Consider the following 18,132-nt stretch of genomic DNA (forward strand, 5'->3'; position numbering starts at 1 on the left):
CAGCAATGCCAAGGACTCCCCCTGCGAACAGGGCGGGAAGGAGACTGGCCGTCCAACGACGGCGGCATTACTGGCGCATGCAGGCACACCTCATTACGGGGACGGCTGGATGCCGCGTGTGCATTATATGGCTACTCGGTGATCGAATTGGGGTTCTGCATGTCCTCCGGCGCCTTCCCATACTGCGTACGCCGCTGCTCATGGAAGGTAATGAACTCCGGGGCCGGCAGCGGGCGCGAGAACAGCCAGCCCTGCCCGAACTCCACCTGCCGCGACTGCAGGTAGGCGAGCTGGGCGGAGGTTTCGATGCCCTCGGCCACGGTGAACAGCCCCAGCGTCTTGGCCATGTCGATGATGTGCGAGGTGACCGGGCTGGTCACGCTATGGGTGCCGATGGAATCAATGAACGACTTGTCGATCTTCAACGCATCCACCGGCAGCTGCTGCAGATATTGCAGGCTGGAGTAGCCGACGCCGAAATCGTCGATGGCCACGCAGTGTCCGGCACGCCGTGCGGCGGCAAGCGACGTGCGTGCGCCCTGGATATCGAGGAAGCCGCGTTCGGTGGCTTCCAGCCAGATCTGCTGCGGGTGGATGCCGCTGCCGACCAGCTTGCCCGACAGCACCTTCAGCGCCCGCCCGCTGCTGACATCGCCGGCGGAGAGGTTGATGGCGATATGCGCGCTGCGGTCGTGGATGAGCAGCTCGCGCATGTCGCTGATCACCAGATCCATGACGTGGTCGGTGAGCGCTTCGATCAGGCCGGTTTCCTCGGCGACCGGAATGAACAGATCCGGCCGTACCTGGGTGCCGTCGGCGCGCGACCAGCGCACCAGCGCTTCGGCACCCACGCAGATGCCGGTGTCCAGTTCGATGATGGGCTGGTAATCCATGCGGAACTCGCGGCGGCGCACCGCGCTGGACAGTTCGTTGCGCAGCGACAGCCGCCGGCGCGAGAGCCAGATGCCAGCGACGGTGGCCAGCACCGCGCCCACCACGGCCAGCGGCACCAGCTGCCAGAACTGCTGCTGGAAGGCGGCCATCAGCCCGACGCGGGGAGCGATGGCGATGGCCAGCCATTCCTGGTCCTGTGCGCTGGCAAACAGCGTGCGCGGGGTATGCCCGTTGTGCGGTTCGCGCAGCAGCCGCTGCAGCAGTTCCGGGTCGGCCATCGATTGCTGGGCGATCAGCCGGCCATCGGGGGTGGCTACCGCCAGCCGCACGTTGGGTTCGGCGATGACATCCACGAACCGGGAGGGGTCCATTAGGATGTCGTGGCGGCCCAGCTGCAGCGAGAGCAGCGAGGCTGCGCCATCGCCGGCCACCGGGCGCACGCCCAAGGTGATGGAGGCGCCGTCGGCGGTGATGTGGTCCGGGGTGGGTTCGGGCACCAGGTCGTCGACCATGCCCCAGGAGGTGCAGCGCAGCCGGCCTTCCTCGAAGTAGCCCACCTGTTCGGCCGAGGTGGTGCCCAGCGCCAGGCTGCGCATCAGTTTGAGGTGCTCGGGCGAGCAGCCGGGCAGCTGCGCCTGGTTGAGCTTGCGCAGGGCCAGCAGGCCGGCCTCGTAGGCGCGGTGGGCGCGCTGCAGGGTGCGTTCGGCGGTGCGCTCGAGGCGGTCGGTCTCGGCGACCTGGGCGCGGCTCCAGCTGATGTAGACCAGCGCGGCCACAGGCAGGATGGCCCCGAGGAGGGCGGCAAGCGCGATGGCGGCGATGGTGCTGGCGCGCTTCAAGCGGACCTCTCTGCCCGTCGGGGCCTGGATTGAGCCCTATATGACCATCTGGAACGCTCGTTTGGAACAGGGCTTCACGTAGATTCCTGTCGGTATTTCCCCAGTGTCGGCATCGGGTCGCATGGCCGAGGTGAAGCCGACGCCGGGTTCACCTGCAGTTCGCGCCCCGGGCCGGATGATCGCGCCACCCCTCGATCTGGCTGCCCCCGTGCGGCCCCGGAGCCATGAAGCCCCTGCTGCCTGCCGTGCTGGCCCTGTTGCCGCTGCTGTTTCCCGGCACGGCGGCCGCGCGCACGGTGTACCGCTGCGTGCAGAACAACACGGTGAGCCTGGCCACGGCGCCGGAGCCGGGCTCGAAGTGCAAGGCGCAGCAGATCGACGACAACGCGGTGCAGGCACCGAACCTGTGGGGCAACATGGGGGTGTTCAGCGGCACCCTGTATGAGCGCGAGCAGGACGGGCAGCTGGTGTATTCCACCCGCAACCTGCCCGGTTCGCGGGTGTTCCTGAAGTTCACCGTGGCCACGCCGCCGGGCGAACCGGCGCACGAAGGGCTGGGCAAGGTCGGCGCGCCGCAGCTCAACCGGCATGCGATACAGTTCAAGGCGGCGGCGCGTGCCACGGGCGTGGACGATGCCTGGCTGCGCGCGATTGCCCATGCCGAAAGCGGCTTCGATGCCGGCGCGGTGTCGCCCAAGGGCGCGCAGGGGGTGATGCAGCTGATGCCCGATACCGCCACCGAACTGGGCGTGTCCGATCCCTTGTCCGCCGAGCAGTCGATCAACGGCGGCGCGCGGTACCTGAAGGCGCTGCTGGCGCGCTACAAAGGCGACCGCACGCTGGCGGCGGCCGCCTACAACGCAGGCATCGGTGCGGTGACCCGCTACAAGGGCGTGCCGCCGTATGCGGAAACGCTGGCCTACGTGGAGAAGGTGGGCACGCTGTACGCGCGCTACCGCGAGGCGATGGGGTTCAAGGCGGAAACCCCGGCGCGATAGCCGGGGGAACGCACATCACTCGTTGTAGAGCGGGTAGCTGTCGACCCGGCCGACACGGCGTACCGCCTTCTTTACATCGGCACGCTGCGCAAACTGTTCCCAGCGTGCGTTGGACTCGATATCACCCGGCAACAGCGGCGACATGCGGGTGTCCTGCAGCTCCAGCAGCGCGGTACCGCGTTCCATCGGGTCGTCCAGGCGTGCGGTCAGTGCCACCACGGCGTCATCCAGGCGGTTGTCGGCCACCAGCCCGGCCATGTAGTGGGCGGCGTCCGCTTCCCGCGCAGCGAACAACGCATCGCGCGCTTCCTGTGCAGCGGCGTCATCCTTGAGCTGCAGCGCGGCCAGCAGTTGCACCAGCTGCCGGGCACCTTCGCCCAGCGCGTTGAGGTGCTCCAGGTCCTTGAGCTGCTGGCGGGCCATCGATGGGCGGTGCAGGCCGATGTACATCACGGCCAGGCCCAGCGGCTGGTTGGCCAGGCCGCTCTGGGAGGTCATGCGCACGGCAAGCTGCTGGGTCTCCACGGCTTCATCGATCTGGCCCAGCTGGTGCTGTGCACGCGAGCGCAGGTCCAGCAGCCAGCCGATCGATTCCACTTCTTCCGGCGCGGGCACGGTGGTGGCGTTGGGTGCGAAATCGGCCAGCCATTGGGTCATGCCGATCACTTCCTGCGGCTTGCCGGCCACCAGCAGCGCATAGGCCAGCTCCACGGCCACCTCGTCCAGCGCCGGCGCCAGCATGCTCTGCACCCGCAGGCGGTCGATATGCCGTTGCGCCGATGCCACCGGATCGAAGCGGGGATCGGTGCGCGGCAGGTAGCGGTCGAAGCGCTTGTCGCTGCGCAGGGTGAGCAATGCAAGCGGCTGGTCGATCCGCTCCAGCGTGGCGCGCACTTTGTCGCGCTGCCCGGCTTCAACCTGCAGCGTGGCCAGGGTGACCCACAGTGCGGCCGGATCGATATCGTCGTTCTTCCAGTTGCGGTCGAACAGCGCCTGCAGCAGGTCCAGCCGGGTCGCCGGCGTGTCCTTCAGGAGCAGGTCCAGCTGCCAGACCATGTCCTTGTGCAGGTCGGGCACGCCATCGGTATCGTCGATCGCGCGGATGATGTTGCGCGCCGAAGCTTCCACTTCATTGTCGACCAGCTGGCCGCTGGCCAGCAGGAAGCGTGCGGTGGCGTTGCCCGGATGGATCGACAGCGCGGTGTCCAGGCGCTGCGCGGCCAGGGCGTCCTGCCGTTGCAGCCCGGCCACCCTTGCCGCGGCCAGCCACACGTCACTGCGCGGCGCGTCGTCCAGCTGTGCGAGGCGTGGATCGGCAAGCAGGCGTTCGAACGCGAGTGACGCCCCCAGGCTGTCGCCGCGGTCGCTCTGTTCGCCAGCCGCCGCCACTTCGGCCAGGAAGCCAGCGTCTGGGGCAGGCGCGGTGCTGGCTGCGGCATCCACGGTGCCATGCGCGGCCGCGTGGGCGGCGGCCACCGGCAGGGTGATCAGTGACAGCAGCAGGGCGAGGGTGTGACGGGTACGGCAGGTCATGCGGTGCGTCCTTTGCAGGTACTCAATCAACGAACAGCGGGTAGGTGTCGATACGCCCCACGCGGGCTACCGCAGCCTGCACATCGGGGCGCTGCTTGAGCTGGTCCCAACGCCCAAGCAGTGTCGCTTCCGCCGGCAGCAGCGGTGGGGTGAGCACGGCCTGCAACTGGAGCAGCACCGTGCCGCGCTCCATGGGATCGGCCAGCGCCTGGATCAGGCTTGCAGCGGCGTCATCCAGCCGGTCGTCGAGCAGCAGGGCATCGCGGTAATGACCGGGGGTCTGGACGCGATTGGCGAACAACAGCTCACGTGCGGACTGTGCCGCTACGCGATCCTTGAGCTGCAGCGCGGCCTTGAGGTCGATCAGTGCGCGTGCGCTCTGGCCGTATCCACTGAGGTCTTCCACACCCTGGGTGGTCTGGCGTGCCAACTGCGGCTTGCCCAGAGAGACATACAGGTCGGCAAGGTTGAGGTTCTGGCTGACCGTGTCGCCTTCCGGATCGGTCATGCGAAGGGCCAGCAGCTGGGCGTTTATCGCTGCCTCGTCCTGGCCAAGCCGCCGCAACGCACGGCTGCGGGTGTCGAGCATCCACGCGATGTAACGGGCCTGTTCGGGCGGTGCGGCATCGGACTTCGTGGCCGCGTCTGCCACGCGGTCGGTCATGCCGACCACTTCCTGCGATTGCCCGGCCACCATCAGTGCGTTGGTGAGTTCCAGCGCCGTTTCGTTCAGGCCGGGCGAGAGCATGGCGTCGACGCGCAGGCGATCAATGTGCCGGCGCGCAGCGGCCACGGGATCGTAGCGCGGGTCGTCGCGGCGCAGGTAGGGGTCGAACCGCTTGTCGCTGCGCAGCTGCATCAGCGCATTGGGTGCGTCGATGCGCTCCAGTGTCGCGGCGACCTTGTCGCCTTGGGCGGCCTCCACCTGCAGGGTGGCCAGGTTGACCCATTGGTCAACCGGCTCGACCCCTTCGTTCTTCCAGCCGTTGTCGAACAGGGCCTGCAGCAGGGCCAGGCGCCGGGTGGGCTGCTGCTTCAAAGCCATGTCCAGGTGCCAGACCATGTCGCTGTCCACCTCCGGTTCCGGGCCGGCATCGGCCAGTGCAAGCAGGATGCTTTCGACGGCGGCTGCGTCCTGCTGGTTCGCCATCTGGTAGCGGGCCAGGCGCAGGCGGGCGTCGCTGTTGTGCGGGTTGAGCGCGACGGCGCGCCTAAGCCGTTTCTCCGCCACACTAGGTTGTTCCTGCGCGGAAGAAACCAGTGCTGCATAGGCCCACACGTCGCTCTGCGCGAACGTATCCAGCAGCGCCAGGCGCGGATCGGCCAGCAGGCGGTCGATGGTGATGGATGCGCCCAGGGTGTCACCCTGGCGCGCCACGTCCACCGCGTCGACCACTTCGCTGAAATACGCGGTACCGGCCCCGGCTGCTTGGGGCGCGAGGTCCACGACAGCGGGGGCCGCCGTGTCCGCCATGCCGGCTACAGGCACGGCACACAGCGAGAACAACAGGGCGAGGGCGGTGCCGGTACGGCGGGTCATGCGGTGCATCCTTCCTTGGCGTAAGCCTCGATTGAAACCGGAACGCGGCATCCACACAAGTCGATGCGGACGCACGCAGGGTTTGCAGGCACGCGGCGAGCGGCTAAGGTCGTGTCCCGAACTGGCAGCAGGCAAGGACAGCGATGACGCGGGGACGATGGGTAATGGTGGCGCTGGTGGGCGTGGCGGTGACAGCGGCACTGGCGTGGACCTTCGTACGCGAACCGGCCGCACCGGCACCGCCGCCGGGCCCGTTGGCCACGGTGCTGGGTTGGACGCCGCAGGTCAGCCTGCTGGCCGGTGATGGCGTGGGCGGGCTGCGCGATGGCGCGGCGGCGCAGGCGCAGTTCGCCGATCCCTACGGCCTGGCGCTGGACTCGCACGGCGTGCTGTATGTGGCGGACGCGGGCGACAACAACCGCATCCGCCGGGTGTTTCCCGATGGGCGTGTGGACACGCTGGCCGGGCAGGGGGAGGGCTGGCGCGATGGCCCTGCGCTGCAGGCGCAGTTCAATACGCCGTCGGCCATTGCGCTGGACGCGGCCGGCAACGTGTTCGTGGCCGACACCGGCAACCATGTGATCCGCCGGATCGGCACCGATGGTGTGGTCAGCACGATTGCCGGTGACGGCACCGCAGGTTACGCCGATGGCCCGGCCGCGCAGGCGCGCTTCGATGGGCCGATGGGCGTGGCGGTAGGCGCCGATGGCCGCGTGTTCGTGGCCGATACCTGGAACGACCGCATCCGCGTGATCGAGCCCGATGGCCAGGTGCGCACGCTGGCCGGCGGCGATGCGCCGGGCAACGTGGACGGTGCGGGGGTGGGCGCGCGGCTGGATACCCCCGTAGCGTTGGCGTTGGATTCGCACGGCAACCTGCTGATTGCCGACCTGCTCAATGGCGCGATCCGCCGGCTGGCGCCGAATGGCACGCTGGATACGCTGCTGGCCCGTGGCAGCCTGCTCAACGGGCCGCTGGCGCTGGCGGTGACCCACGATGACGTGGTGTATGTGAGCGATTTCGACGGAAAGGTAGTGCAGTTGTCGGCGCTGGGCCATGTGGTGGACCTGACCGGCGCCTCGGCGCAGCCGCGCTTCTCGCGGCCGGGTGGGCTGGCGCTGGATGCCGATGGCGGGCTGTACGTGTCCGATGCGGCGTCGTACCGGGTGCATCGCCTGCGTGCGCTGGCTGCCGGCACCACGCCGGCGCCGGCATTGGTTGGACCGGCCGCCGATGCCCTGCTGCCCGACACCGGCGGGCGCTGGCCGCTGGCCCCGCAGCTGGGCTGGCATGAGGTGGTGGGCACGCTGGGCGAGGTGCGCGGCAACTTCAGTGGCGAGAGCCGCCACCACCTGCACGATGGCTTCGATATCCGCGGCGATGTGGGGCAGACGGTGCTGGCGATGGCCGATGCCAAGGTCAGCAGCCCGTTCCCGAGCTGGTCGGTGGGCGGGCAGGCCGAAGGGTTGTCACTGGATCGGCTGCGCTACATCCATATGAAAGTGGGTCGCGATGCGCGTGACCGCGCGTTCGACGCGCGCTGGCCGCAGCTGCGGGACCTGGACGGCAAGCTGGAGCGGATACGCGTTCGCCGGGGCACGCGCTTCAAGGCCGGTGAGCCGCTGGGCAGCATCAACCGCATGGCACACGTGCATCTGAGCGTGGGCGCCGGTGGATTCCAGCGCAACGCGGTGGCGCTGGGCTTCGTGGGCTATGCCGACAGTTTCGCGCCGCGCATTACCGAGGTGGCGGTGCTGGATGACCTGGACCAGCCGATCAAGGCCGGCGCGAACGGGCGCGTGCCGGTTCCGCGCACGGGGCCGGGTGTACAGATCGTGGTGGAGGCGTGGGACCAGGTGGACAACAACCTGCCACGGCGGCGGTTGGGGGCGTACCAGGTGGGATACCAGATCCTGGATGCGGGCGGCACGCCGCTGGCCGGCTACGAGCAGCCGCGCTTCAACATCGTGTTCAACCGCATGCCGCGCGAGGACAGTGCCACGGTGGTGGCGTATGCGCCGGACAGCGGGATTACCGTGCACGGCAGCGCGGTGACGCGGTTCCGCTACCTGGTGACCAATACCGTGCGCGATGGGTTGGTGGAAACCGGGCGCTGGCAGCCGGAGGCGTTGCCGGCGGGGGATTACATCATTCGCGGGAGTGCACGGGATTACAGCGGGAATGAGGCGGTAGGGGCGCGGGAGTTGAAGGTTACGGTGTTGCCGTGATTGTGGAGCAACAGCCAAGGTTGCACGGGGCGATGCGTTAAAGCGGTCGCGTGATGTACGTGCAGTCGTTTGGGAACCGACCCCACCAGAGCGGCACCGTCACCGTGCAGGGCGTCAGGGTCAAGCGCCTACGCGGCGGCGCTCGGCTTCGAAGTCGGCTACCGGGCGGACTTCGATGCTGCCGTAGCGCGACCAAGGGAACCCTTGGGCGATGCGCAGGGCTTCATCACTGTTGTCTGCGTTGATGAGGTTGAACCCGGCAAGCAGTTCGCGGGTTTCGGCGAACGGGCCGTCTGTGATGCGGGCCTTTGACTCGCGCGTGCGCAGGGTACGGGCTTCGGCAACCGGCTCCAGCTGTTGCGAAGCGACCAGCGTGCCTTCGGCCTTGAGTTTGTCAGCGTGCTGGATGCAGCCGCGCATCATGGCGTCGTATTCCTCGGCGGGCACGTCCTGGATCAGGGCTTCGTCGATGTAGATCAGCAGCAGGAATTGCATGGCCGGCGCACCGCTGGGCAGGGGATGCCCATGATGCCCCAGCCGGCGCTACGAGCCTGTTGCAGTGCAGCGCCGCGGGCCTGTTCAGGGCTGTGACCGTCACCTTCTGGCGGCATCGGAATATTTTTTGGCAGCAATGTCGATTTCCGTTCCACTGGGGCGTCGTAACCAGTGAAGGGCCCGCCAACCGGGCCGACAACGAGGACAAGCCGATGAAAGTCATGGTGATCGTGAAGGCGACCGAGGCCACCGAGGCCGGGGTACTGCCCACCGAGGCGCAGTTCCGGGACATGGGCGCCTTCAACGAGGAACTGGTCAAGGCCGGGATCATGCTGGCCGGCGATGGGCTGCGGCCCAGCAGCCACGGCCGCCGGGTCGCTTACACGGGTGCGGCACCGCAGGTGATCGACGGGCCGTTCGCCGAAACCCGCGAGCTGGTGGCCGGGTTCTGGCTGTGGCAGGTGCGCTCGGTGGACGAAGCCACCGAATGGCTCAAGCGCGCCCCGTTCCTGCCGGGCGACGTGGTGGAGATCCGCCCGTTCTATACCGAAGAAGATTTTGGCGAGGTTTTCACCCCGGAATTACGTGCGCAGGAACAGCGTCTGCGCGAGCAGATCGGCCAGGCCGACTGACCCACCCACCGTGCTTTTCAGGAGATTCCCATGAAACTGATTCCGTTCCTTGGCTTCAGCGGCCAGACCCACGAAGCCATGGCGTTCTATGCCCAGGTGCTGGGTGGCAAGGTCACCTCGGAAATGAAGTACAGCGACATGCCGCCCAGCGACAACATGGACGGCTGTGGCGACAACGCGGGCCCGGCCGATCCGAACCTGATCGCGCACAGCCAGCTGGAAGTAGGCAGCGCGATCCTGATGGCCGCCGATGGCCCGCCTTCTTCGGGCCAGGGCAGCACCACGATCAACATCGACGTGGAAACCGAAGAAGAGGCCGAGCGTGTGTTCAAGGCACTGTCCGAAGGCGGCAAGGTCACCTTCCCGATCGGCGAAACGTTCTGGGCCAAGCGCTGGGGCATGCTCGAAGACCGCTACGGCAAGCCGTGGATGGTCAACTGCATGAAGCCGTACTGATCCTGCCCCCCGGTAGCGCCGGCCGTTGGCCGGCACAACGCCAGACGATTGCAAGGACCCTGCAATGACCGATACACCCCAGATGATCTTCGTGAACCTGCCTGTGCGTGACCTGGAAAAGAGCAAGGCGTTCTTCGCCGCGCTCGGCTTCACGCCCAACCTGACCTACACCGATGACAAGGCCGCCTCGTTCAACATCAGCGACACCATCATGCTGATGCTGCTGCTGGAGCCGTTCTTCGCCACTTTCATCAACCGGCCGATCGGCGATGCCCGCAAGCAGGCGCAGGTGATCCTGGCGTTGTCGTCGCCCAGCCGCCCGGCGGTGGATGCCACGCTGGAAAAGGTACTGGCCGCCGGCGGCAGCGAACCCACCCCGGCGCGCGATTACGGCTTCATGTACCAGCGCAGCTTCGAGGACCTGGATGGCCACCTGTGGGAAGTGGCGCACATGGATGGCGAACCCGGCTGATGCCCGCTGCCGCGCCGCCGCTTGTGCGGCGCGGCCACCGATGCTCTCATTCGCCGCATGGAAGCTGCGCTGACACAACGACTGGATACCCTCTGGCGCATGGAGTCGCCGGCGCTGATCGCACGCCTGGCGCGGATGCTGGGCGGCGATATCGGGCGTGCCGAAGAACTGGCCCAGGACACCTGGCTGGCCGCGCTGGAGCGCTGGCCCACCCAGGGCGTTCCGGACAATCCGGGAGCGTGGCTGATGACCACTGCACGCAATCGCGCCATCGACGTGCTGCGCCAGCACCAGCGCGTGGCCGGCCAGCATGCGCAGTGGGGCAGCGGACTGGAGCCGCAGCCACTGCCGCTGCCCGACGACAGCGATGCCCTGCAGGATGACATCGGCGATGACCTGCTGCGGCTGATGTTCGTGGCCTGCCACCCGGTGCTGTCGGCCGATGCACGGGTGGCGCTGACCCTGCGCCTGCTGGGGGGGCTGACCACCGATGAGATCGCGCGCGCGTTCCTGCAGCCGGAGCCGACCATCGCCCAGCGCATCGTGCGCGCCAAGCGCACGCTGGCCGACAAGCAGGTGCCGTTCGAAGTGCCGCGCCAGGCGGCGTTGCCGGAACGGCTGGGCTCGGTGCTGGCGGTGGTGTACCTGATCTTCAACGAAGGCTATGCGGCCAGCAGCGGCGATGACTGGATGCGCCCGGCGCTGTGCGAGGAGGCCCTGCGGTTGGGGCGGGTGCTGCAGCAGCGCCTGCCGACCTGGCCGCAGGTGCACGGCCTGCTTGCATTGATGGAACTGCAGGCCTCGCGCGCGGCCGCGCGCGTGGATGCGCAGGGCAACCCGATCCTGCTGCCTGACCAGGACCGCACCCGCTGGGATCATCTGCAGGTGGCGCGCGGCCAGGCGGCATTGCAGCAGGCCGTGGCGCTGGGTGGGGCCGACGATGGCTATGTGCTGCAGGCGGCCATCGCCGACTGCCACGCGCGTGCGCGCCACGCAGATGCGACCGACTGGGCGCGCATGGCCGCGTTGTATGCACGGTTGGCGGAAGTGCAGCCGTCACCGGTGGTGGAACTCAACCGCGCGGTGGCGGTATCGCGCGCGGAAGGGGCGGCAGCGGCATGGCCGTTGGTGGAGCAGCTGGCCGACGATCCACGGCTGCGGGACTACGCGCCGCTGGCGGCGGTGCAGGGTGACCTTTTGTCGCAGATGGGCCGGCACGCAGAAGCGGCGGCTGCCTTCGCGCGGGCGGCGCGGCTTACGCCCAACGCGCGCGAACGCGCGCTGTTGCAGGCGCGGGCGGCGGGGTTGAAGCCGGACTGACACAATTCTCCGCTTGCCCGAAACCTGAACAGGCACTATGGTGGCGCCTCACAAAAGTGACCGGGCGCCTTGCCGGGTCCGTTCGAGAAGGATTGCGGGACGATGGTTTCAGGGAAGAAGCGTACGCGCGCGCGTAGCGCGTGGCTGCTGCTGTGCGGGTTCGTACTGGTGGGCACTGCCACCTTCGCCACCGCCGCGCAGGCTGCCGACAAATCGCAGCAGGCCTATTGGGCCGGTTTTGCCTACACCGCCGAGCAGAGCGCCGTTGAAGCCAGCACCCCGCGTGCGGCTGCGGTGCTGAAAGCGCGTGGCCTGGCCCCGCTCAACCAGGCGCTGTGGGCCCGGCTGCAGGCACAGCGCCCGGCCAGCCTGGAACTGATCGACCAACCGCTGGCGATGCTGGATGGCACCACCAGCGCCACGGTGCTGGCCACCGCGCTGGACCGCGAGCTGGTCTCGATCGAACCGATCGGCGGCCAGTACAAGGTGCTGGTGGAAGTAGCACTGCAGGCGCTGTTCTTCGATTTCCGCGAACGCCAGGTGGTGGCGTCCTACCCGATCACGCTGCAGCGCATCGACGTGATGGAATTCCTGCCGGACGAGGACGACATTGACGCGATCGTGGCCGACCTGCTGTACGGCAAGGCTGCTACCGCGCTGCCGCAGGTGCTGGCCGATACGCTGGCCAAGGCGCAGCTGCCGGCCGCGTCGACGCGCCGCCTGCAGGTGGGTGAAGTGACCCTCTCCGACGCGGTGCGCGCCAAGCTGCCCGATGCGGTGGATGAGCAGGTGCTGCGCGCCACGCTGGCCCATGAGCTGTCCAAGACGCTGTCGTCCAACACCGGCATCGGCCTGCTGCCGCCGGCCACCGGCCAGGCGATCGGCGGTGCGATGGCCGCGCGCTTTGCCGACGGCAAGGTGTACCAGCTGAAGATTCCCGAGCCGGATTACGTGGTGAAGCTGCGCCTGGATGCGCTGAAGAACGGCGTGATCAATGAGACCCCGGCGATGAAGACGATGCTGTTCGGCGCGTTCTTCCAGGCCACGGTGGTGGAGCCGTTCTCGGGCAAGGTGTTCTTCGACCAGCCACTGCGCAAGGGCGCGACCAAGGTGGTGCCGTCGACCCAGTGGCACGTTGACCAGTGGTCGGCCAGCTACGAAACCACGCTGGCCGGCCTGGACGCCTTCGCCGGCGCCGCCGCCAAGCGCGCGGATTCGAAAGCGTGGCTGGACGAACAGAAGCCCGGCGGCAAGCCGCTGCAGCAACAGACCCAAGCCCTCCAGGAGTTGATCAAGTCATGCCGTTGATTCGTGCCGTACTGCTGATTCTCATTGCACTGATGGTTGCCGCGCCCGTTGCGGCGCAGACCGCCAGTTCCCGTGGTACCGGTTCGGCCAGCTATGGCCTGCGCCTGAGTGCCGACACCCGCGCCCAGGCCCTGAACAAGGCCAAGGTCAATGCACTGGAGGCGTACATCGCCGAATCCGGTGCGGCCAAGCTGCGCCTGTTCGAAGACCGCCGCGCCGAGTTCATCGGTGAGATCGACCGCTACGTGCTGTCGGCGGTGCCGCTGTCGGACACCGAAGACAAGAAGGCCAAGACCTACACCGTCAGCGTCCGCGCCGAAATCAACACCACCCTGCTGCAGACCAAGCTGGATGCCGGTTCGGCCACCGCCGGAGCGCGCAGCAACGAGCGTTCGATGCTGACCTTCCTGTTCATGGCGCGCTCGCAGGACACCGTGCAGTCGTTCCAGGACAAGGAATACCGCCGGGTCGACGCCAGCCAGAGCTATGACGAGAAGACCCGCGAAGGCGACAGCTTCCGTGGCAACTCGGTGAGCACCAACGGCAGCATCAACCAGAACGCATCGGTGTCGGTCACCTCTGGCGGCAGCACCACCGCGCGCAGCGACAACATCGCCTGGAAAGTGGCCAACGCCAACGAGATCAACACCGCCATGACCGGCGCGTTCAGCGCGGCCGGCTATGAAGTGGTGGAAGCGGAGTACGTGGAAGGCGAATCGCGTGGCCTGCTGAGCATCGAGCGCATCCGCAAGGACTTCAGCACCGGCAACGACCTGTCGGCCGCCACCCTGCGCGACACCGCCAACGGCATCAAGGCCGCGAACATTCCGTACCTGGCCGTGGGCACCTTGGACGTGGGCATGCGCGACCGCGACCCGGTCAGCGGCAACACCCGCGTGTTCGTCACCGTCACCGGCAAGGTGCTGGACGTGAGCGGCCGCTTCCCGAAGACCGTGTCGTCGGTGGGTCCGGTGCAGTTCTCCGGCACCGGTCCGAACGAGACCGTGGCCCGCACCAATGCGCTGCAGATCGCCTCTGAAAAGGGCGCGCAGCAGATGATCAACGAATTGAACGTCAAGGCAGTGCGTTAAGCGCACGCCCCACCATTTTCCAATAAGGAACACACCATGATCCGCAAGACCCTCATCGCACTGGCCATCGCCACCACCTTCGCCGCTCCGGCGCACGCGCAGTTCGGCAAGCTGAAGGACCTGGCGGGCGGCGGCAACAGCGCCTCGGCTGCCTCGGCCGGTGCCCCGGACGAAGCCGCGCAGGAAGCGCTGGTGCGTCGTTTCGTGTCCTCGCAGTCGCACTCGATCGACGCGCAGACCTCCTTCGCCAAGGCCTTCGGCCTGGCCGAGCAGGTGCAGCTGCTGGAAGCCGAGCGCCAGGCGCTGTCGTCCGGTTCGGTCAACGTGGACCAGATGAAGAAGTCGGTGTCGGTCAGCGAAGCCGCCCAGGCCGCGATCGATGAGCGCGTGGCCGCCCAGCCGGAGCTGAGCGCCGAATCCAAGCAGCACTACACCACCGGCCTGGTGGCCCTGGTGGCGTCGGCCGCCGAAGGCCAGAAGCTGAGCGGTGAAGCCAGCAACTTCGCCAACGGCATGAAGAGCCTGAGCGGCACCCAGCTGGTCACCGTGGGCCGCAAGCTGGCCGCCGGTGCGTGGGTGGCCAAGGAATCGCCGGGCTACCTGAAGGGCCTGTACTCCTCGTCCAAGGCCGCGCTGACCTTCGCCCGCGCCGCCAAGATCAAGGTGCCGGGCAACGCCGAGTCGATGCTCGACAGCCTGTAAGAAAAAGGATCGCCACGCATGCAGACCTCATACCGACTGTTGAGCCTGGCCCTCACCGCTGCCCTGCTTGCCGCCTGCGGCAAGCAGGAGGCACCGGTGGAGACCACGGCACCGAAGGCCGAATCCAAGCTGGACGCACCGGCTGAAAAGCCGCTGCGCGACGCCCCGGATTTCGGCGGCACCACCCAGGTGGCGCGCGAAGCCGAAGGCATCGGCAGCACGCCGGAGCTGGCGGTGCTGGCAGCGCTGCAGTCGGCGGTGGCACAGGTCAATGGCGTGCGTGTTGCCAGCCAGATGCAGAGCCTGCGTGCAGGCCTGCATGTGGACGTGGATGGGGAACACGTCGGCGATATCCGCGCCGACGCGTTTTCCCAGCAGATGATTGCCGCCTCCCAGGGGGCGGTGCTGGGCTACGAAATCCTCTCGCAGGAAGAAGTCAGCCAGCTGGATGAAGAAGTGATTGCCCGCGTGCGCGCCAGCGACGCCGGCTACAGTTATTCGGCGTCTGCCTCGGCCAGTGGCTCGGCGCAGGCGCAGGCCGAGGCAAGCGGGGGCGGCGGTTCGGCCTCGGCAAGCATCAAGGAAAGCTACAAGGAACAGGCCAGCGTGGACGCCAAGCGCGGCGCGCAGTCGTTCGAGTCCGATGTCAGCCGCCGCACCATGCGCAGCTACTGGAAGGTGCGCGTGCGCGCCAACATCGCCAAATACCGTGCCCCGGACGAGCAGGGCCGGCCGAAGATCGTGGTGGCCCAGCCGCACGTGCGCAGCGGCACCTACGCCGTCGGCGATGGCCGCGTGGCCAGCGATGAAGTGGCCGCGGCCATTCGTGCGCGCCTGAACGACACGCTGACCCAGACCAAGCGCTTCATCGTGCTGGACCGTGAGTTCGGCGAGGAGATGCAGGCCGAGATCGACCACATCAACAGCGGCAACGTGCGCCTGCAGGACACCGCGCGGCTGGGCCAGCAGCTGGCCACCGACCTGATCCTGATTCCGACCATCGAACGTTTCGAATACCCGCGCAGCGTGCGCAACCTGCGCATGTCCGACCGCCAGGTGACCTCGTATTCGGGCGGCGGGCGCATCACCCTGCGCCTGATCAACGCGACCACCGGTGAGGTGGTGATGTCCGACAGCTTCGACCACCAGCTGGCCTCGACCGGCCCGAGCACCCTGCCGCGCGTGGTGGATGGCAAGGGCATGGCAGCGGCGATGATGGATTCGCTGTCCGGGCAGATCGGCACGGCCATCATCACCGAGATCTTCCCGGTGTCGGTGGTGGCCATGACTGGCGACCAGGTGGTGCTGAGCCAGGGCGGCGAATCGCTCAAGGCCGGCCAGCGCTGGCAGGCGGTGATGCTGGGCGAGGAACTGAAGGACCCGCAGACCGGCCGTTCGCTGGGCCGCAATGAAACCCCGTGCTGCACGATCCGGGTGGACCGCGTGGCGGCACAGACCTCCTACGGCACCATCGAAGGCGGCGCGGACCTGGGTGGGGCGAACTTCAAGCCGGGTGCGATCGAGCTGCGCCAGCTGGCCGGTGCGGTGAAGCCGGCGGCAGCGGCGGGGACCGCGTCGAGCGGTGGTGGCGCGGCCAAGCCGAAGCCGGCGCGGGCGGCTGCACCGAAGGCGGCGGCACCGGCGGAAGATCCGAACTGGTGAATTTGTCGGGGGCTCACGACCAACGGTCGTGAGCTACCGGAGATGGCGTTCGAACCGGAGATGGTGTCCGAACCGCGGATGGTGTTCGAATCGGGGATGCCGTCCGGTTCGCGGACCGCGTGCGTACCGCCGGTAGCGCACGACCGTTGGTCGTGCGGCGGCCCACGGCCGGCGCTCTCCAGGAATGGGTATGATCGAAAGATGATGTCCCTGTCCCGGAGAGAATGATGAAGCGAGTGGTTTTGAGCGTGCTGGCACTGTCGGTGTCCAGCGCCCTGATGGCGGCGACGCCGAAATTCGATGGCGCGCGGATCTCCGCCGACGTCAAGGAACTGGCCTCCGACGCCTATGAGGGCCGCTCGCCCGCCACGGCCGGCGAAGCGAAAACCATCGCCTTCCTCAGCAAGCAGTTCGCGGCCGCCGGCCTGCAGCCGGGCGGCGACCTGAAGGATGGCAAGCGCCTGTGGACCCAGGCCGTGCCGCTGCTCAAGGGCGATATCGTGGGCACCCCGAACCTGGCGCTGTCCAGCAAGGGCAAGCCGCAGGCGCTCACCCAGGGCCAGGAAATCGCGGTGCGCGCGGCCATGAACGGCGCCTCCGAGGTCGATATCCAGAATGCCCCGCTGGTGTTCCTGGGCTACGGCGTGAACGCGCCGGAGCGCAACTGGAACGACTTCAAGGACGTGGACCTGAAGGGCAAGATCGCCGTGGTGCTGATCAACGACCCGGACTTCGAAACCGGCGAAGGCGATTTCGACGGCAAGGGCATGACCTACTACGGCCGTTGGACCTACAAGTACGAAGAGGCCGCCCGCCAGGGTGCGCTGGGCGTGCTGATCGTCCATGAAACCGCGCCGGCCTCCTACGGCTGGGCCACGGTGGCCGGCTCCAACACCAACACCATGTTCGACGTGGTCCGCGACAACCCGGCCGAAGCGCACCCGCTGCTGGAAGGCTGGATCCAGCGCGACCTGGCGGTGGACCTGTTCAAGCGTGCCGGCCAGGATTTCGAGGCGCTGAAGAAGCAGGCCCAGCGCCGCGATTTCAAGCCGGTGGAGCTGAAGGGCGAAACCCTGTCGGCCAAGTACGCGGTGAAGACCGAGGTGATCACCTCGCACAACGTGGCCGCGCGCCTGGAAGGCAGCAAGCACCCGGATGAAACCGTGGTGTACAGCGCGCACTGGGACCACATCGGCGTGGGCAAGCCGGATGCGAACGGCGACACCATCTTCAACGGCGCGCTGGACAACGCCAGCGGCACCGCCTCGCTGGTGGAACTGGCCCGCGGCTTCGCCAAGGGCAAGCGCCCGGAGCGTTCGGTGCTGTTCCTGGCGGTGACCGCCGAAGAAAAGGGCCTGCTCGGTTCGGAGTACTACGCCAGCCACCCGCTGTACCCGCTGGCCAAGACCGTGGCGGTGATCAACATGGATGGCATGGCGCCGTTCGGCCCGTCGCGTGATTTCGGCATCTATGGGTCGGCCAAGCTGGAACTGCTGGACCAGCTGAAGGACGTGGCCCAGGGATGGGACATCCGCTACACCCCGGACCCGAAGCCGGAAGCGGGCCTGTTCTTCCGCTCCGATCACTTCCCGTTCGCCAAGCGTGGCGTGCCGGCGGTGTCCTACTCGGCCGGCCAGGACTGGGTGGAGGGCGGCGTGGCCGCAGGCAAGGCGGCCTCGGACGACTACACCGCCAAGCGCTACCACCAGCAGGGCGACGAGTGGCAGCCGGACTGGAAGTTCGCCGGCGCCGCCCGCGACCTGGAAGTGCTGTACACGCTGGGCAACCAGCTGGCCAATTCGCGCAGCTGGCCGAACTGGAGCGATGACTCCCAGTTCCGCGCACCACGCGACGCCAGCGCCGCAGAGCGCAAGTAAGTGTCGCCCCCCGCCGGTGCCTGCCGGCGGGGGATGGTCTTCGGCGTGCTGTGCGTGGGACACGCATGGCGTGTCGCTACGCCCC

15 protein-coding genes are annotated in these 18,132 nt (G+C 67.8%); 11 read left to right on the forward strand and 4 right to left on the reverse strand.

Translation table 11 applies throughout. The features are described 5' to 3' along the window. Positions 1 to 131 precede the first annotated feature (131 nt). Positions 132 to 1,733 (reverse strand): EAL domain-containing protein, encoded by a 1,602-nt coding sequence (locus tag NMB40_RS00180; protein WP_494359751.1) that lies wholly within the window; start codon positions 1,731 to 1,733, stop codon positions 132 to 134. A 224-nt stretch (positions 1,734 to 1,957) separates the two neighbouring features. On the opposite strand from NMB40_RS00180, the gene NMB40_RS00185 reads away from it, so the two are divergent. Next, on the forward strand, positions 1,958 to 2,731 hold the full coding sequence (locus tag NMB40_RS00185) for a lytic transglycosylase domain-containing protein (protein ID WP_494359752.1): 774 nt from the start codon (positions 1,958 to 1,960) through the stop codon (positions 2,729 to 2,731). Positions 2,732 to 2,746: 15 nt separating this feature from the next. Here NMB40_RS00185 and NMB40_RS00190 read toward each other — a convergent pair whose 3' ends face one another. Both NMB40_RS00190 and NMB40_RS00195 read right to left on the reverse strand, forming a co-directional pair. Next, entirely contained in the window at positions 2,747 to 4,264 is a 1,518-nt protein-coding gene (locus NMB40_RS00190) for a hypothetical protein (RefSeq protein ID WP_494359753.1), read from the reverse strand. Positions 4,265 to 4,286: 22 nt separating this feature from the next. Next, positions 4,287 to 5,804: a tetratricopeptide repeat protein gene (locus tag NMB40_RS00195; RefSeq protein WP_494359754.1), complete on the reverse strand. Its 1,518-nt coding sequence runs from the start codon at positions 5,802 to 5,804 to the stop codon at positions 4,287 to 4,289. A 143-nt stretch (positions 5,805 to 5,947) separates the two neighbouring features. Between NMB40_RS00195 and NMB40_RS00200 the strand changes: the two genes are divergently transcribed. Then, positions 5,948 to 8,032, forward strand: coding sequence for an NHL repeat-containing protein (locus NMB40_RS00200; RefSeq protein WP_494359755.1), 2,085 nt, complete (start codon positions 5,948 to 5,950; stop codon positions 8,030 to 8,032). Between the two features lie 120 nt (positions 8,033 to 8,152). Here the strand turns inward: NMB40_RS00200 and NMB40_RS00205 are convergent, their stop codons facing one another. Next, a complete protein-coding gene (locus NMB40_RS00205; RefSeq protein WP_494359756.1) occupies positions 8,153 to 8,527 on the reverse strand; it encodes a YciI family protein in 375 nt (124 codons plus the stop codon). A gap of 212 nt (positions 8,528 to 8,739) precedes the next feature. Between NMB40_RS00205 and NMB40_RS00210 the strand changes: the two genes are divergently transcribed. From NMB40_RS00210 to NMB40_RS00250, 9 genes are all read left to right on the forward strand, one after another. Continuing rightward, positions 8,740 to 9,159: a YciI family protein gene (locus tag NMB40_RS00210; RefSeq protein WP_184124501.1), complete on the forward strand. Its 420-nt coding sequence runs from the start codon at positions 8,740 to 8,742 to the stop codon at positions 9,157 to 9,159. Positions 9,160 to 9,189: 30 nt separating this feature from the next. Beyond that, on the forward strand, positions 9,190 to 9,615 hold the full coding sequence (locus NMB40_RS00215; RefSeq protein ID WP_494359757.1) for a VOC family protein: 426 nt from the start codon (positions 9,190 to 9,192) through the stop codon (positions 9,613 to 9,615). A gap of 64 nt (positions 9,616 to 9,679) precedes the next feature. Then, entirely contained in the window at positions 9,680 to 10,087 is a 408-nt protein-coding gene (locus tag NMB40_RS00220; RefSeq protein WP_193069443.1) for a VOC family protein, read from the forward strand. Between the two features lie 57 nt (positions 10,088 to 10,144). After that, positions 10,145 to 11,407 carry an RNA polymerase sigma factor gene (locus NMB40_RS00225; RefSeq protein WP_494359758.1) on the forward strand — a complete coding sequence of 421 codons (1,263 nt, stop codon included), beginning with the start codon at positions 10,145 to 10,147 and terminating at the stop codon, positions 11,405 to 11,407. 102 nt (positions 11,408 to 11,509) lie between these two features. Continuing rightward, a complete protein-coding gene (locus NMB40_RS00230) occupies positions 11,510 to 12,715 on the forward strand; it encodes a hypothetical protein (RefSeq protein ID WP_494359759.1) in 1,206 nt (401 codons plus the stop codon). Further along, positions 12,706 to 13,806 carry a hypothetical protein gene (locus NMB40_RS00235; RefSeq protein WP_282248228.1) on the forward strand — a complete coding sequence of 367 codons (1,101 nt, stop codon included), beginning with the start codon at positions 12,706 to 12,708 and terminating at the stop codon, positions 13,804 to 13,806. Before NMB40_RS00230 ends, NMB40_RS00235 begins: the two co-directional genes overlap by 10 nt. A 36-nt stretch (positions 13,807 to 13,842) precedes the next feature. Then, positions 13,843 to 14,508 (forward strand): hypothetical protein, encoded by a 666-nt coding sequence (locus NMB40_RS00240; protein WP_448141895.1) that lies wholly within the window; start codon positions 13,843 to 13,845, stop codon positions 14,506 to 14,508. Positions 14,509 to 14,526: 18 nt separating this feature from the next. Further along, entirely contained in the window at positions 14,527 to 16,170 is a 1,644-nt protein-coding gene (locus tag NMB40_RS00245; RefSeq protein WP_494359760.1) for a CsgG/HfaB family protein, read from the forward strand. Positions 16,171 to 16,397: 227 nt separating this feature from the next. Further along, on the forward strand, positions 16,398 to 18,047 hold the full coding sequence (locus tag NMB40_RS00250) for a M28 family metallopeptidase (protein ID WP_494359761.1): 1,650 nt from the start codon (positions 16,398 to 16,400) through the stop codon (positions 18,045 to 18,047). Positions 18,048 to 18,132: the final 85 nt, after the last annotated feature.

The sequence above is a fragment of the Stenotrophomonas sp. FBCC-B152 genome, from assembly GCF_059134105.1.

What these genes read in the sequence shown, in the direction of transcription:
- NMB40_RS00185 (WP_494359752.1), top strand. Translation starts at nt 1,958, where the DNA reads ATGAAGCCCCTGCTGCCTGCCGTGCTGGCCCTGTTGCCGCTGCTGTTT.
- NMB40_RS00190 (WP_494359753.1), bottom strand. Translation starts at nt 4,264, where the DNA reads ATGACCTGCCGTACCCGTCACACCCTCGCCCTGCTGCTGTCACTGATC.
- NMB40_RS00195 (WP_494359754.1), bottom strand. Translation starts at nt 5,804, where the DNA reads ATGACCCGCCGTACCGGCACCGCCCTCGCCCTGTTGTTCTCGCTGTGT.
- NMB40_RS00200 (WP_494359755.1), top strand. Translation starts at nt 5,948, where the DNA reads ATGACGCGGGGACGATGGGTAATGGTGGCGCTGGTGGGCGTGGCGGTG.
- NMB40_RS00205 (WP_494359756.1), bottom strand. Translation starts at nt 8,527, where the DNA reads ATGCAATTCCTGCTGCTGATCTACATCGACGAAGCCCTGATCCAGGAC.
- NMB40_RS00210 (WP_184124501.1), top strand. Translation starts at nt 8,740, where the DNA reads ATGAAAGTCATGGTGATCGTGAAGGCGACCGAGGCCACCGAGGCCGGG.
- NMB40_RS00215 (WP_494359757.1), top strand. Translation starts at nt 9,190, where the DNA reads ATGAAACTGATTCCGTTCCTTGGCTTCAGCGGCCAGACCCACGAAGCC.
- NMB40_RS00220 (WP_193069443.1), top strand. Translation starts at nt 9,680, where the DNA reads ATGACCGATACACCCCAGATGATCTTCGTGAACCTGCCTGTGCGTGAC.
- NMB40_RS00225 (WP_494359758.1), top strand. Translation starts at nt 10,145, where the DNA reads ATGGAAGCTGCGCTGACACAACGACTGGATACCCTCTGGCGCATGGAG.
- NMB40_RS00230 (WP_494359759.1), top strand. Translation starts at nt 11,510, where the DNA reads ATGGTTTCAGGGAAGAAGCGTACGCGCGCGCGTAGCGCGTGGCTGCTG.
- NMB40_RS00235 (WP_282248228.1), top strand. Translation starts at nt 12,706, where the DNA reads ATGCCGTTGATTCGTGCCGTACTGCTGATTCTCATTGCACTGATGGTT.
- NMB40_RS00240 (WP_448141895.1), top strand. Translation starts at nt 13,843, where the DNA reads ATGATCCGCAAGACCCTCATCGCACTGGCCATCGCCACCACCTTCGCC.
- NMB40_RS00245 (WP_494359760.1), top strand. Translation starts at nt 14,527, where the DNA reads ATGCAGACCTCATACCGACTGTTGAGCCTGGCCCTCACCGCTGCCCTG.
- NMB40_RS00250 (WP_494359761.1), top strand. Translation starts at nt 16,398, where the DNA reads ATGAAGCGAGTGGTTTTGAGCGTGCTGGCACTGTCGGTGTCCAGCGCC.